General features: G+C 64.9%; 14 protein-coding genes and 1 tRNA gene. 6 read left to right on the top strand and 9 right to left on the bottom strand.

The annotated features are described in order from the left end of the window. Window positions 1–108: 108 nt before the first annotated feature. The 4 genes from selD (at window position 109) to ACEN8U_RS00240 (ending at window position 3737) form a co-directional block, all read left to right on the top strand. The gene (gene selD, locus ACEN8U_RS00225; protein WP_310109606.1) at window positions 109–1173 is read left to right on the top strand and encodes a selenide, water dikinase SelD; all 1065 of its coding nucleotides are present in this window, start codon (window positions 109–111) and stop codon (window positions 1171–1173) included. A gap of 265 nt (window positions 1174–1438) precedes the next feature. Next, window positions 1439–2506 (top strand): tRNA 2-selenouridine(34) synthase MnmH, encoded by a 1068-nt coding sequence (gene mnmH, locus ACEN8U_RS00230; RefSeq protein WP_310109608.1) that lies wholly within the window; start codon window positions 1439–1441, stop codon window positions 2504–2506. A 25-nt stretch (window positions 2507–2531) separates the two neighbouring features. Beyond that, a complete protein-coding gene (locus ACEN8U_RS00235; protein ID WP_310109609.1) occupies window positions 2532–3587 on the top strand; it encodes a permease in 1056 nt (351 codons plus the stop codon). 15 nt (window positions 3588–3602) lie between these two features. Continuing rightward, window positions 3603–3737, top strand: coding sequence for a hypothetical protein (locus tag ACEN8U_RS00240; protein WP_013591573.1), 135 nt, complete (start codon window positions 3603–3605; stop codon window positions 3735–3737). 93 nt (window positions 3738–3830) lie between these two features. Here the strand turns inward: ACEN8U_RS00240 and ACEN8U_RS00245 are convergent, their stop codons facing one another. After that, window positions 3831–5141, bottom strand: a complete 1311-nt coding sequence (locus tag ACEN8U_RS00245; RefSeq protein WP_310109610.1) for an MFS transporter — start codon at window positions 5139–5141, stop codon at window positions 3831–3833. A 162-nt stretch (window positions 5142–5303) separates the two neighbouring features. Next, complete coding sequence (locus ACEN8U_RS00250; RefSeq protein ID WP_310109612.1) at window positions 5304–6047, bottom strand: GntR family transcriptional regulator; 744 nt, start codon at window positions 6045–6047, stop codon at window positions 5304–5306. A 165-nt stretch (window positions 6048–6212) separates the two neighbouring features. On the opposite strand from ACEN8U_RS00250, the gene ACEN8U_RS00255 reads away from it, so the two are divergent. Together ACEN8U_RS00255 and ACEN8U_RS00260 are read left to right on the top strand one after the other, a co-directional pair. Beyond that, complete coding sequence (locus tag ACEN8U_RS00255; RefSeq protein ID WP_310109613.1) at window positions 6213–7526, top strand: MFS transporter; 1314 nt, start codon at window positions 6213–6215, stop codon at window positions 7524–7526. Between the two features lie 2 nt (window positions 7527–7528). Beyond that, window positions 7529–8419 carry an amidohydrolase family protein gene (locus ACEN8U_RS00260; RefSeq protein ID WP_310109614.1) on the top strand — a complete coding sequence of 297 codons (891 nt, stop codon included), beginning with the start codon at window positions 7529–7531 and terminating at the stop codon, window positions 8417–8419. A gap of 92 nt (window positions 8420–8511) precedes the next feature. Here ACEN8U_RS00260 and ACEN8U_RS00265 read toward each other — a convergent pair. The 7 genes from ACEN8U_RS00265 to ACEN8U_RS00295 all read right to left on the bottom strand — a co-directional run bounded on the left by ACEN8U_RS00265 (window position 8512) and on the right by ACEN8U_RS00295 (window position 14887). Beyond that, window positions 8512–8588, bottom strand: a tRNA-Val gene (locus tag ACEN8U_RS00265). Between the two features lie 78 nt (window positions 8589–8666). Next, complete coding sequence (locus ACEN8U_RS00270) at window positions 8667–10169, bottom strand: M81 family metallopeptidase (RefSeq protein WP_310109615.1); 1503 nt, start codon at window positions 10167–10169, stop codon at window positions 8667–8669. After that, a complete protein-coding gene (locus tag ACEN8U_RS00275) occupies window positions 10166–11464 on the bottom strand; it encodes a Zn-dependent hydrolase (RefSeq protein WP_310109616.1) in 1299 nt (432 codons plus the stop codon). Before ACEN8U_RS00275 ends, ACEN8U_RS00270 begins: the two co-directional genes overlap by 4 nt. Window positions 11465–11497: 33 nt before the next feature. Then, window positions 11498–12199: an ABC transporter ATP-binding protein gene (locus ACEN8U_RS00280; RefSeq protein WP_310109617.1), complete on the bottom strand. Its 702-nt coding sequence runs from the start codon at window positions 12197–12199 to the stop codon at window positions 11498–11500. Further along, window positions 12196–12963 carry an ABC transporter ATP-binding protein gene (locus ACEN8U_RS00285; RefSeq protein WP_310109619.1) on the bottom strand — a complete coding sequence of 256 codons (768 nt, stop codon included), beginning with the start codon at window positions 12961–12963 and terminating at the stop codon, window positions 12196–12198. Before ACEN8U_RS00285 ends, ACEN8U_RS00280 begins: the two co-directional genes overlap by 4 nt. Then, window positions 12960–14030, bottom strand: a complete 1071-nt coding sequence (locus ACEN8U_RS00290; protein ID WP_310109620.1) for a branched-chain amino acid ABC transporter permease — start codon at window positions 14028–14030, stop codon at window positions 12960–12962. Before ACEN8U_RS00290 ends, ACEN8U_RS00285 begins: the two co-directional genes overlap by 4 nt. Then, window positions 14027–14887 carry a branched-chain amino acid ABC transporter permease gene (locus tag ACEN8U_RS00295; RefSeq protein ID WP_310109622.1) on the bottom strand — a complete coding sequence of 287 codons (861 nt, stop codon included), beginning with the start codon at window positions 14885–14887 and terminating at the stop codon, window positions 14027–14029. Before ACEN8U_RS00295 ends, ACEN8U_RS00290 begins: the two co-directional genes overlap by 4 nt. Window positions 14888–14894: the final 7 nt, after the last annotated feature.

A 14894-nucleotide genomic window follows, 5' to 3' on the forward strand; every position in this document is an offset into this window, starting at 1 on the left:
AGCATGAAAACAGGGCGTGGCGCGCCGCTGTGCAGCAGCACGGCCCACAGCGCGCCATGCCGACAAGCTTCATAATGCGATCATTCGAAGCCAGATATTCGCGCCACAATGATCGACACCCACACTCAAGCCAGCTCCTCGCCCCGCCTGACGAGCCTTTCGCACGGCGGCGGCTGCGGCTGCAAGATCGCGCCCGGCCTGCTCGCGGACCTGCTCAAGCGCAGTGCGCCGCTGCCGTTCTTCCCCGACCTGCTGGTCGGCAACGATACCGCCGACGACGCCGCCGTCTACAAGCTCAACGACGAGCAGGCGATTGTCGCGACCACCGACTTCTTCATGCCGATCGTCGACGACCCGTTCGATTTCGGCCGCATTGCCGCGACCAACGCGCTCTCCGACGTCTATGCGATGGGCGGCAAACCGCTGATGGCGCTCGCCATCGTCGGCATGCCGATCAATGCGTTGCCGCACGAGGTGATCGCGGCGGTGCTCAAGGGCGGCGAATCGGTGTGCGCGGACGCCGGCATTCCGCTCGCGGGCGGGCATTCGATCGACTCCGTCGAGCCCATCTACGGTCTCGTCGCAATCGGCGTGGTCGATCCGCGGCGCGTGAAGCGCAATGCGGGCGCCAGGGCCGGCGACGTGCTGATTCTCGGCAAGCCGCTCGGCGTCGGCGTGCTGTCGGCCGCGCTGAAGAAAGACCGGCTCGACGCGAGCGGCTACGCCGCGATGATCGGCGCAACCACCCAGCTGAACCGGCCGGGCGCCGAACTGGCCGCGCTCGAGGGCGTGCATGCGCTCACCGACATCACGGGCTTCGGGCTGCTCGGCCACACGCTCGAACTGGCACGCGGCTCGAACCTGACCGCGCGCGTGCGCTACGCCGATTTGCCGTGGCTGCCGGGCGTCGTCGAGTTCGCCGAAGCCGGCGTGTTCACGGGCGCGTCTGGGCGCAACTGGGATGCGTACGGCAAGGACATCACCTTGCCGGCAAGCTTGCCGCCGGCCGCGCGCACTTTGCTCACCGACCCGCAAACTTCGGGCGGCCTGCTGGTGTCGTGTGCGCCCGACGCCGTCGCCGACGTACTCGCGCTCTTTCACGCCGACGGTTTCGGGGAAGCCCGCGTGATCGGCGAGATGGTGGCCGGCGCGGGGCGCGTGGAAGTGATCTAAAGCGAGCCGGCGGGCGGCAAGCCGCGCTGAAAGCGTTCAGAAAGCCGCGCCCTGCTGCCGTGCGCGGCGCGTGCGATAATTCGTGTTTTTCCGGCGCGCGTTTGCGGCCCTTTTTTAAGCCGTTTAGGCCGGTTTGCGCTGCTTTGTACTGCTTTCTACTTTTGCGGCCCGTATTTGCGAACCGCATTTGCGCCCTGTTTTTGCACTTCATGTTGCGCTTCACATTTGCGTTCGCTTTGCGTTCTGTTTTTCTCCCGGTACACCCTTGAAGAACCTACTCGTCAGCCTCGACCAAGCAGGTGATTTCGATGAAATCATCGACGTCCGCACACCGCTCGAGTTTGCCGACGACCATATTCCAGGGGCGATGAACGCGCCGGTGCTGAGCAACGAGGAACGGGTGATCGTCGGCACCATGTACAAGCAGGTGTCGCCGTTCGAGGCCACCAAGGTCGGCGCGGCGCTCGTCGCGCGCAACATTGCGCGGCATCTGGAAACCACCTTTGCGGACCGGCCGCGCAACTGGCGGCCGCTCGTCTATTGCTGGCGCGGCGGCAAGCGCTCGGGTTCTGTAACGACGCTTTTCAACATGATCGGCTGGCCGGCGCGTCAACTGGACGGCGGCTACAAGACCTATCGGCGCGCCACCGTCGAGGCGCTCGCCACGCTGCCCGCGCAGTTCCGCTATGTCGCGCTGGTCGGCCCTACCGGCAGCGGCAAGACGCGGCTCCTCGCGGCGCTTCACGAGGCCGGTGCGCAGACGCTCGACCTGGAGGCGCTCGCCGCGCACCGCGGCTCGCTGCTCGGCGCGTGGGCAGGTGTGCCGCAGCCGTCGCAAAAGGGCTTCGACACCCGGCTCGTGAGCGCGCTGCGCGGCTTCGATCCGGCGCGTCCCGTGTTCGTCGAGGCGGAGAGCCGCCGCATCGGCGCCATCACGCTGCCGCTCGCGCTGCTCGATACGTTTCATCACGGCGTCTGCGTTGAAGTGGCGACGAGCCGCGAAGACCGCTCGGCGTTTCTGCTTCACGACTACGCGCATCTGTTCGACGACCCAGCGTCGCTGAAGGCGCAACTGCAGCGCCTGATCGGCTTGCATAGCCGCGAGCGCGTGGCCGGCTGGCAGAAGCTCGTCGACGAAAACCGGCGCGCCGAACTCGCGAACGCGCTGATCGAATTGCATTACGATCCCGCCTACGCGCGTAGCAGCCACCAGCATTTCGTGCACTTGCCGCAGGCGCTGCAAGTGCAGTTCCGGCCGAACGACGCCGACGTCGTCGATCAGGCCAGGGCGCTTCTCGCGCAACTCGAGAAACGTTCATTCGCGCTCGTCTGACTCAACCACCACGTTTAAGAACAGCATGCAATCAACCCTTCGCCAGCCCCGCGTCGCGCTTGGCTGGATCGTGTTCATCGCGATCGCCGTCGTCGGACTCTTCTATGTGAAGTGGTTTCCGTATTACAACCGCGCGTTCGTCGCCGCGAGCCAGCATTCCATCGGCAAGTCGATCCTGATGGGCACCGCGGCAAGCGCGCCCGAAGCGTCGTGGCAATCCGCCATCGACTACGCACTCGCCTACGGCAAGGCGATCTGGCAGGCCATGGTGCTGGGCCTGCTGCTCGGCTCGGCGGTTCAGGCGCTGATTCCCCCGCAATGGGTGGCACGCGCGCTCGGCCGCAGCGACTTCAGCAGCGTCGTGAAAGGCGGCCTGATGTCGTTGCCGGGCATGATGTGCACGTGCTGCGCGGCACCGGTCGTCGCGGGACTGCGCGCGCGTCAGGCGGCACCTGGGGCGGCCATCGCATTCTGGCTCGGCAATACCGCGCTCAATCCGGCCACGCTGATTTTCATGGGCTTCGTGCTCGGCTGGCAGTGGATGGGCTTGCGGCTCGCGCTCGGCCTCGTCATGGTGTTCGGCCTCGGCTATCTGGTGAACCGCATGGTCACGCCGAAGGAAGCCGAGGCGTCGCGCGAAGCGATCGCGCAACTCGTCGCCGGTGATGAACCGGGCACGGCCTTCACGCGCTGGGTCAAGATTCTCGGCACGATGACGTTGCGTCTCGTGCCCGAATACATTGTGCTCGTGCTGATTCTCGGCGCGGCGCGCGCGTGGCTCTTTCCGCATATCGGGCCGGATATCGACAACAGTGTGCTGTGGATCGTCGCGTTGTCCATCGCCGGCACGCTGTTCGTGATTCCGACGGCGGGCGAAGTGCCCATCATTCAGGCGATGCTGTCGTTCGGCATGGCCGCCGGCCCGGCCGGCGCGCTGCTGATGACGCTGCCTTTGATCAGTGTGCCGTCTTTGGCCATGCTCGGGCGCTCGTTCCCGAAGCGGGTTCTGACCGTCGTGGCTTTGGCCGTGGTGATCTGCGGCGTGGTGAGCGGCCTGCTGGCGGCCGCCTTGAGGTTCTGAGGTTTCGAGGTTCTAATGAAAAGGCTTGCGGTGTTTACGCTCGCGTCGTGGTCGGCGGCGGCGCTTCTCTATTTCGGTCAACACTCCGTGGCACTGATGGCCGTGACGGGAGTGGTCGTACTGGCGAGCTTTGATCTGCTTCGTCCGTGAGGCGGGACAATAGCAGGTTTTGGTAGCCGGTTGCGGGACGGCGGCGGTGCGCGAGCACGGCCGCTTTTTTTATGCAGTCCGTAGCATTCGAGCTCAGTTCGAACGCAGCGCCGCGGCTTCGAGCGACATGCGGCGACGCGCGCCGATCAACGCGGCAATGCCCGTGCCGATGCCCAAAGTGAGCAGACACGCGGTCGGCACCAGCATCGGCGCAATCTGGCTGTGCGCCGCCTTGCCGACGTAAGGCATGAGGTTCTGCCCCGCGAAGCCGCCGAGATTGCCGATCGCGTTGATCGCCGCGACGCTCGCCGCGGCACGCGCGCCCGAGAAGAAGCGCGGCGGCAGCGACCAGAAGCACGGATACAGCAAGGGAATGCACGCCCCGCCGAAGCACAGCGCCGCGAAGCGCAGCGTCGCCGTCGGCAACACGAGGCTCGACGCGAAGCACACCACGCCGATGCCGGCGACCACACTCATCGCCTTCAACACCACGCGCTCGCGCTTGAGCTTGCCCGGCAGCCACAACAGCAGCAGCGTCGCGAGCGCCCACGGAATCATGTTGAGCACGCCGTTGAGCGACGACGACACGCCGTCGCTCTTCAGCAGCGTCGGCATCCAGTAGGTCACGCCGTAAAGCGACGTCGACATCAGCATGTAGGTCGCCGCGAACATCAACACCTTCGGATCGAGCAGCGCGGCCCAGGGATGCGTCGCCTTGGCATTGTCCGCGGCCTCGCGCTTGAGCGCGGCGATCACCACGTCCTTCTCCTGTTGCGAGAGGAACGGCGCGTCGCTGACCGAATTCGGCAGGTATCTGAGCGCGACGAATGCCACGATCACCGCCGGCAGGCCCGTCGCGATGAACACCCACTGCCAGCCCGCGAAGCCCCACGTGCCGCCGAGCGTCAGCAACAGCCCGCCGATCAGCGAGCCGAGCATGTTCGCAAGCGAACTGCCGAGCGTGAAGAAGCCCAGCACCTTCGTGCGATAGCTCTGCGGAAACCATTGCGTGAGGTAATAGATGACGCCCGGATAAAACCCGGCTTCAGCGACGCCCAACGCGAAGCGGAACGAATAGAACACCGGGAGCGAACGCGCAAACGCCATCAGGACGGTGACGACGCCCCACGTCATCATGATGCGAGCGAGCCACGCGCGCGCGCCGAAGCGATGCAGCGCGAGCGTGCTCGGCACCTCGAACAGCAGATAGCCGATGAAAAACAGCGACGCGCCCAGCCCGTATGACGCCTCGGTCATGCCGAGCGCGTGCACCATTTCCAGCTTGGCGAAGCCGACGTTCTGCCGGTCGATGAACGAAATCAGGAACATGACGATGAGCAGCGGCATTAACCGCCACGCCATCTTCTTCATGACGTGCTGCTCGAATGCGAGTTCTGTGGACATGGTTTCTCCGCTTGCCGCGTCCCACGGCGAAATTGATACAGTCATATATATGATTGTATGAATTGTGAAGAGACGCCATGGGGTGATACCCGCATAGCGCGGGTCGACTTATGGACGGGGATAGGCGGGGCGTTTTCGCGGAGAGGCGCGCCGCAGCGACGTCTAGCGGATTTCGACCTGATACTGGAACGTATCGGCCGAGCCGCGCGTGCTGCGCCATTCGAACGGCGCGCCGGCGAAGTCCGACGCCACGCGGTGAACCAGAATCACCGGACTGCCCGTTTTGATGCCAAGCAGCCCGGCGGTTTCGGCGGTAGCCTGTTCGACACGGAGGACTTCCGTCGCCGACGCCACCATCTGCTTGCACAGCCGTTCGTAGAGCGGGTACAGCAGGTCCTCGAACTGGTCGAGCGGCAAGGTGGCGAGCGCTTCAAAACGCGCGCGCGGCAGCCAGATTTCCTCCGCGAGAACCGTGCGGCCTTCGATCATGCGCACGCGCGACAGATGAATCGCCTTCTCCGAGGCCTTCATGCGCAGCGCGTCGCGAATCTCTTCGCCCGGTTTGACGATCTCGCGCTTCAGCACGCGCGCGGTGGGACGCACCGGCTGGCCGTCGCGCGAGACGAAGCGGAAAAAGCGGAACAGCGACGAGTCGAAGCGTGGCCGCCGCACGAACGTGCCCTTGCCTTGCGTCCGCGTGAGCACGCCGTCGCTCACCAGCAGGTCGATCGCCTTGCGCACGGTGCCGGTGGACACGTTGTAGAACTGGCCCAGTTCCGCCTCGGTGGCGATGGCCTCTTCGGGCGCCCATTCGCCGGCGGCAATGCGGCTGACGAGATCGTCGCGCAACTGCTGGTAGCGGGGAAGCCGGTCGTCCGGCCGGGACACGAAAGACGCCGTATTCATGAATTCATACAGTTATACACAGGAGTAGATACTGTACCGCATCGCGCGAGATGCGGACGAGCAAGGGTTATTACCCAATGACCACGCGCCCGAATGAGCGCAAGATTCATACAGTCATATATATGAATAGATGAGTTTGGGCGGAGCCCAGGGACGGAGAAGGCTATGTTCAGGTGGTACAAGGAAAGCGCGCCCGTTGAGCGCAACACTTTCTGGGGCTGCTTCGCGGGATGGGGCCTCGACGCGCTCGACGTGCAGATGTTCACGCTGGCCATTCCGGCGATCATCGCCGCCTATGGCATCGGCCACACGCAGGCAGGCGCGATCAGCAGCGTCACGCTGATCTCGTCGGCGCTCGGCGGCTGGATTGCCGGCGCGCTGTCGGACCGCTTCGGCCGCGTGCGCACGTTGCAGATGACCATTCTGTGGTTCGCGGGCTTCACCTTCCTGTGCGCGTTCGCGCAGAGTTTCCCGCAACTGCTCGTTCTCAAGGCGCTGCAAGGTTTTGGCTTCGGCGGCGAATGGGCCGCGGGCGCGGTGCTGATGGCGGAGACGATCCGCACCGAACATCGCGGCAAGGCGATGGGTGCCGTGCAAAGCGCGTGGGCCGTCGGCTGGGGCGCGGCGGTGCTGGTCTACGCGGCCGTATTTTCATGGCTGCCCGGCGGCACCGCCTGGCGCGTGATGTTCGCGGTCGGCTTGCTGCCCGCCTTCCTCGTGCTCTACGTGCGGCGCAATCTGCGTGAGCCGGCGCGCGTCGTGCCGGCAGCGGATAGTGTCGAGCCCAAGGCGTCCGCGTTGGGTCAGATCGTGCAGGTGTTTCAGCCGCGCGTGCTGCGCACCACGATTATCGGCGCCGTGCTCGGCACGGGCGCGCACGGCGGCTACTACGCGATCATGACGTGGCTGCCCACATTCCTCGCGAAGGAGCGGCATTTGTCGGTGCTGAACACGGGCGGCTATCTCGCGGTCGTGATCGTCGCGTTCTGGTGCGGCTGCATGCTGAGCGCGTATCTGCTGGATCGCATCGGCCGTCGACGCAATATTGCGTTGTTCGCGTTCTGCTGCATCGTCACCGTGCTCGCCTACGTCATGTTGCCGCTGACGAACACGCAAATGCTCGTGCTCGGCTTTCCGCTCGGCCTCTTCGCCGCGGGCATTCCGGCGAGCCTCGGGCCGCTCTTCAACGAACTGTATCCCGCCGACATGCGCGGCACCGGCGTCGGCTTTTGCTACAACTTCGGACGCATTGCGTCGGCGGGCTTTCCGGTGCTGGTCGGCTACATGAGCCATTCGATGTCGCTCGGCGCGGCCATCGGCATCGACGCGGCCATCGCCTACGGCCTCGCCATGATCGCCGTGCTGCTGCTTCCGGAAACGCGCGGCAAGCGTCTGCGTGGCGCTGCGCCGGAACAGCCGGCCAATGGCGCGCGAGCCGCCGACGCCGCTCATCTCACTCTGAATCCTCCGCGCAGTTGAATATGGACACGTTTGCCCCCTCACTCCCGTTTGCACAAAGTGGCGTCGATGCGCACGCGCACGTCTTCGAGCGAGGCTTGCCTCTCAGCGGCGAGCGCCGCTACGCGCCGGCCTACGACGCCACGCTCGACGACTACCTGGCCCTCCTGACCGCGTACGGCATGACGCACGCGGTGCTCGTGCAGCCGAGCTTTCTCGGCACGGACAACCGCTATCTGCTGCGGGCCTTGTCCGTTGCCGGCGAGCGCCTGCGCGGGGTCGCCGTGGTGGCGCCGGACATTGCCGCAAGCGAACTGGCGGAGATGCATTCCCACGGCGTGAGGGGGATTCGCCTGAATCTGATGGAACAGGCGCTGCCGGATCTCGGCGCGCAGTCGTGGGCGTCGCTGCTCGATCACGTCGCGCGGCTCGGCTGGCATGTGGAGCTGCATAGAAACGCTGTGGACCTGGCGCCGATGATCGACCGGCTGCTGGAGCGCGGCGTGCGAGTCGTCGTCGATCACTTCGGGCGGCCGGACCCGGCTTTGGGCACCCAGGACAGCGGATTCAAGGCGCTGCTCGGCTATGGCAAGACCGGCGGCGTGTGGGTCAAGGTGTCGGGCGCCTATCGCTGCGCGGCGCAGGGCTCGCACTTCGTTGCGGACGCAACGGCCCAACTGATCGAACACTTCGGCCCGCACCGCCTGATGTGGGGCAGCGACTGGCCGCACACGCAATATGAAACGGTCACGCGCTATGGGGACGCTTTGTCGATGCTCGTGGACATCGGCCTGCGTGCGGACGACCTGAGTGCGATTCTGCGCACCACGGCGCTGTCGTTCTATGAGTTCGACAGTGAACCAGCCGCGCGCAACGCATCGGCATCGAGCGCCGCGTTGCAACGCGCGCTGTGAGACAAACCAAAGGGAAACAAGGAACTGGAGAAACTGCTTTGACGGGACCGTAGACGAAAGCGAAACCGCTTTCGTCTACGTCACTGATGCGTTGGTAGGCTCGATTGGATTCGAACCAACGACCCCCACCATGTCAAGGTGGTGCTCTAACCAACTGAGCTACGAGCCTGTAGAGGCGCGAATTATAGAGAGTCTCTTGCAAGTGCACAAGAGCCTCGCGGCATTCATGTGATCGGGCTCGCGTGATTCAGTGCGTCGCGTTCCACTCAGCGTGGGGATCGAGTGGAAAGACCGGGCGCTTCACATTCCTGAATGCGAAAAGCCCATAGTCGGAACTCGTTACGCCGCGGCTGTCGCATTCCACGAGTCCGGCGGAAATCGGCACGAAAACCGGTCGGCAATACATGCGCGATTTCAGCAGCAGAAAGCGCGCGCGACGCGGGTCGATGCCGACGCTCTCGAATACGCCGAGGTCCCAAGGTTCGTGCGTATGCTCGGTCACGACCAGTTTCACCGCGCCCGTGTCGAGCACCGCGGCGCGGCCCATGTGAGCGCGCTGCCCCGTGTAAGTCGGACCGCTGATCACGTACTCGCCGTCGGTCAACGCGCGCACGACACCGGTCATTGCAACGGGCGCGCGCGGCTTTATCGCGCTACTCTCGACCTTGTTGCCGACCGTGATGGTGACCGTGCTGCCGACGCCCGCCGCCATCAGCGCGGCCACCGCCTGCGGATCGCATAATGGCCCGGTTACGATGCCGTCGAGGTTCTGCGCGAGCGCTTCCTCCAACAGGTCCATGGTGTCGCAGGTGCCGCCGGACATGCAGTTGTCGCCATGGTCGAGCAGCAACACGGGCTTGTCGGCGTCTTTCGCCAGCGCGGCCGCTTGCGCGACCGACTCCGCGAGCGGCGCGCTGCGATAAACGAAATCTTCGCGCTCGCTCCAGATTTGCCGCGCGATGCGTTCGGCCACTGCTTCGGCTTGCGTGCGGTCTCCATCGCCGACGACTACGACGCTGATGCACGGCGCCTCGATATCCGCGAGAGAAAAACCCGACAATACCGACACGGCGAGCATGCCTTCGGCCTCGGCGGCGCGCGCTGCATCCATGGCGCGCTTCATCGCGCCCTCCGCCGTGGAGCTGCGCAACGTGTGCGTGAGCAACGGCGGCTGACGCCACGCGATCACGGGTTTCGCGTTGCCGTGCACGAGCGCGAACAGCAAACGCGCGGCGTGCGCGCCGGTCTCGTACATGTCGACGTGCGGATACGTCTTGAAGCTGACGATCACGTCCGCGTTGTCGATCATCTTTTGCGTAACGTTGCCGTGCAAATCCAGCGCAACGGCAATCGGCGCATCGGGCAACGCGGCGCGCACGCGCGCGAGCAGATCGCCCTCGCCGTCGTTCGAATTCTCCGCGACCATCGCGCCGTGCAGATCGAGCATCACGGCATCGCACCCGGGCGCGGCGGCGAGAATCGCGTCGCAGATGGTGTCGTAGGCGGCGGCTTCGACGGGCCCGCTCGGATTGGCCGCCGCCGACACGGGCGTCACGATCTGCGCGCCCTCGCGCTCGGCGGCGTCGATAAACGCGGCCATTGCGGTCTGCATGCCCTTGTTGTCGTTGAATGCGTCCTCGCCGAAACTGGGGCCGGCGTTCGCGCCGTTCTGGCCGAAAGCGGACAACGGCGTGGCCACCGGCGAGAACGTGTTCGTCTCGTGGTTCATCCGCGCAATCAGGATTTTCATACGCTCTCATCCTCTGCCACTGCAATTGGGCGCACGGTTTGCGCGGCCTTCAGCATGGCTTGCAGCAGCACATTGCAGCCGGCTTCGAGATGCTCCGCGCGCGCGTCCTCGATCTCGTTGTGGCTGATGCCGTCCTTGCAGGGCACGAAGATCATCGCGGCCGGCGCGACGCGCGCGAGATACACCGCGTCGTGGCCCGCGCCGCTGATCACGTCCATCGACGACAAACCGAGCATGTCCGCGCCTTGCTTGACGGCGGCGACCAGATCACTTGCGAACGGCTGCGGCGGAAAGTACACCACAGGCTCGATCGCCACCTCGATGCCCGCCTGCTTGCCGGCAGCCTCGCAAAGGGCGCGCAACGCGCTGTCCATCGCGGTGAGCGTGGCGTCGTCGGCGGCTCGCAGGTCGACCGTGAGCTTCACACGGCCCGGGATGACGTTGCGCGAGTTCGGATGCACGTCGAGCCAGCCGACCGTGCCGCGGCCATGCGGCGCATGATCGAGCGCGATGCGGTTCACCGCGTGGATCACATCGGCGGCGACGAGGAGCGCATCGCGGCGCAGTTCCATCGGCGTGGGGCCGGCATGCGCTTCCATGCCGTGCACGGTCACGTCGTACCAGCGCTGGCCGAGCGCGCCTTGCACAATGCCGATGGTCTTGTCGTGCGCCTCCAGCACCGGCCCCTGCTCGATGTGCGCTTCGAAATACGCTGCAACGGTATGCGGTTTTATGTTTTCGCCGATGTAGCCGATGGCGGCCAACGCGTCGCGCACCGAGACGCCGTCGCGGTCGCGCTGATCGAGCGCATGGTCCAGCGTAAACGCGCCGGCGAAGACACCGGAGCCCATCATCACCGGCACGAAGCGTGAGCCTTCCTCGTTGGTCCACACCGCGACTTCGAGCGGCGCGAGCGTCGTAATGTTGGCGTCGGCCAGCGTGCGCAGCACTTCGAGGCCCGCAAGCACGCCGTAGTTGCCGTCGAATTTGCCGCCGGTCGGCTGCGTGTCGATATGACTGCCCGTCATGACAGGCGGCAGATCGTCGCGCAAGCCTGCCCGGCGCGCGAAGATATTGCCGATTGCGTCCACCCGCACCGTGCAGCCGATTTCCTTCGCCCACGCGACAAACCAGTCGCGCGCGATGCGATCCAGTTCGGTCAGCGCGAGCCGGCAAACGCCGCCCTTCTCCGTCGCGCCGATCTGCGCGAGTTGCATGAGGCTGTTCCAAAGCCGTTGGCCGTCGACGCGCAAACGAGCGAGCGCCGCGCCGCTCTCAAAGTCATGAACTTGCATCAATGCTTCCTCATAATGAAGTCGGGTGCGGGCTCAGACGACGCCGACGCCCAGATAGCGGTCCTTGATCGAATCGTCCGCGGCGAACGACGCGTTGTCGCCCGAATAAACGATCACGCCCTGTTCGATGATGTAGTGGCGATCCGCGAGTTGCGTGCAGACTTCCAGGTTCTGCTCGACGAGCAGAATGGCGACGCCCGCTTCGCGAATCAGCTTCAGTTGCGCGACGATTTCTTCGACGATCACGGGTGCGAGGCCTTCGACGGGTTCGTCCAGCATCAGCAGTCGTGGGTGATTCATCAACGCGCGGCCAATGGCGAGCATCTGCTGTTCGCCGCCCGACAACTGTCCGCCGCCGTTCGTACGCCGCTCCTTCAGGCGCGGAAAAATGCGGTAGATGTCGTCGAGTTGCCACGGCGAGTCCTTGCGCGCGCCGAGCCGCAGGTTCTCTTCGACCGTGAGCAAGCGGAAGATACCGCGGTGTTCGGGCACGAAGCACACGCCGCGCGACGCGATCTTGTGCGGCGGCAGCGTGCTGATCGTGGCGCCGTTGAAGGTCACGCGACCGTTTTTCGGCGCGACCACGCCGGCAATCGCCTTCAACGTGGTGGACTTGCCCGCGCCGTTGCGGCCGAGGAGCGTGACGGTCTCGCCCTCGCCGATCTGCAGCGAAACGCCTTGCAGTATGTGACTTTTGCCGTAGAAGCCGTGAATGTCCTGCACGTCGAGCATCATGCGCGGCCTCCGGTGATCATGTTGCCGAGATACGCGCTGCGCACGCGCTCGTCGCCGCGAATCTCGTCGGGCCGTCCTTCCACCAGCACGCGCCCTTGTTGCATGACGGTAATCGTGTCTGAGATGTCCATCACGATGCCCATGTTGTGCTCGATCAGCACGACGGTGTAGTCGTCGCGCAGGCCGCGGATCAGCTGCTTCATAGCGTCGAGATCATCGATGCCCATGCCGGACGTCGGCTCGTCGAGAAAAATCGCCTTGGGGCGCGCGGCGAGCGCCATGCCGACCTCGAGCCGCCGCTGCTGTCCATGCGACAACGCGCCTGCGGAGACTTCGCTGAAGCGTTGCAACGCCAGGCGTTCGAGCACGCCGTCGACGGTATCCGTGTGCGCGATCGCGCCGCGCGGCGGCGTCCATGCGTTGAGCGCGCGCGTCGCGTCGACGCCTTGCGCGGCCAGCCGCAGGTTCTCGCGCACGCTCAGATTGGCGAACAGGCTCGTCACCTGAAACGATCTCGCGACGCCGCGACGCACGCGCTTGTGGTCGGGCTCGTGCGTCACGTCGTGGCCGTCGAACACGATGGTGCCCGCGGTGAGCGGCAGCGTGCCGGTCAGCACATGAAAGAGCGTGGTCTTGCCCGCGCCGTTCGGGCCGATCACCGAATGCACGGTGCGCGGCATGATGCGCAAGTTGACATCGGAGAGCGCCGCGAATTTGCCGTAGCGCTTCGCCACGCCGCTTGCGTTGAGAATGGCTTCGCTCATATGCGCTCCGTTGCGGGGTCGTCGCCGGCATCGGCCGGGTTGGCGTGGACTGGCGGATTGCGGCGCAGTGCTTGCCAGATCCGCTCGCCGAGTCCCCACAAGCCGCGCTGCATGTAGAGGCTCACCGCCATCAGCACGATGCCGAGCAACAGCAGCCAGCGCGGCCACAATGTAGAGAGCCAGTCGGCGAACAGCACATAGAATGCTGCGCCCAGTACCGACGCAAACAGATTGCCGGTGCCGCCTATCACGGTCATCACGAGGATCATTTCGCTCGTGTGGTAGTCGATATTGGATAGCGGCGCGATACCGGTCATCAGCGCGTGCAGCGCGCCCGCAAGCCCCGTGACTCCGCCGGAGATCACGAACGCCATCAGCTTGAATCGCTTGACGTCGTAACCGACAGCCGCGGCGCGCGCTTCGTTGTCGCGGATGGCGAGCAGCGTGCGGCCGAATACCGAGTGCGAAACGCGCATGAGCAGCCAGAATACGACGAGGAAAAGTACCGCGACGAATCCGTAGTACTGCCAGGGAGACGTCAGCACGATCAATTCCTTGCCGAATAGCCCGAGCGCAGGGCGCGGAATATCGAGCAGGCCGTTGTCGCCGCCGGTCAGATCCGGCGTGGTGTAGGCGAGGAAGTAGAACAGTTGCCCGAACGCGAGCGTCAGCATCACGAAATAGGTACCGCGCTGTCTGATCGAAAACCATCCGACAAACGCGGCCGCCACGGCACCGATCGCGATCGCCGCCAACAGCGCGACGGGAACCGGCAACGCGGCTTTGGTCAGCACGAGCCCCGCGCTGTAGCTGCCGAGTCCAAAGAAGATGCCTTGCCCGAACGACAGCAGCCCCGTATGGCCGAGCAGAAGATTGCAGCCCAGCGCAGCAAGCGCGAATACGAGCACTTCGGTAGCGAGCGAGCCGGAGCGCAGCGTCGCGGGCAGAGTGCACACGACGAGCAACGCCAGCAAAAGAAAACGGTAGCGATGCAGCGCGTGGCCTAACGGGCGGCCCGATGCATGCGGCCCCGGCTTCGTCACTGCGGATTTCGAAGTATTGATCACGCGGCTCTCCCGAGTAAGCCATTCGGCCGCAAAAGGAGGACGGCGGCCATCGCGACGTAGATCATCAGACGCGCGCCCTCGGGCCATAGCGTGCTCATCACGCTCTGCACGATGCCGACGAGCAGTCCACCCACCAGCGCGCCGAGAAAGTTGCCCATGCCGCCCACCACCACGACGACAAAGGCGACGCCGAGTGCCTCGATGCCCATGAAAGGATCGACACCGCGAATCGGCGCCGCGAGCACGCCGGCGAGCGCAGCTGTGGCGGCGCCGAGTGCGAACACAAGACTGAACACGCGCAACACATTGATGCCGAGCAGCGACACCATTTCCGTCGATTCGCTGCCCGCCCGCACTGCGCTGCCAAGACGCGTCCCCTCGAGCACCCACCACAGCAATGCGGCGAGCACCGCGGTGAAGCCGATCACGAACAGACGGTACTTTGGATAGACAAAGCTGCCCCAGATCACCACGCCGTTCAGGACGTCGGGAACGGCCACGTTGTCGCCAAGCGGCCCCCACGCGAGAATCGCGCATTCCTGAACGACGAGCGCGAGGCCCACCGTCGCGAGAATATGAAACTCGTGCTGCTGAGCGTAGACGTGACGCAGCACCAGTTTCTCGACGACCCACGCCAACGCGCCCACTGCAATCGGCACGACGACGAGTGCTGCCCAGAAGCTCATCGACCACTGCATCGCCTGATAGCAGAAGTAAGCGCCGAGCAGATAAAAGGCACCGTGCGCGAAGTTCACGAAGCGCAGCAGGCCGAAGACGATCGACAAACCGACCGCGAGCAGGAAGTACAGCATCCCGACTCCGATACCGTTGACGATCTGCAGAAGATAAACGTTCATGGCTACC

It is taken from the genome of Paraburkholderia phenoliruptrix (assembly GCF_047325075.1).
Taxonomy (GTDB): Bacteria; Pseudomonadota; Gammaproteobacteria; order Burkholderiales; family Burkholderiaceae; genus Paraburkholderia; species Paraburkholderia phenoliruptrix.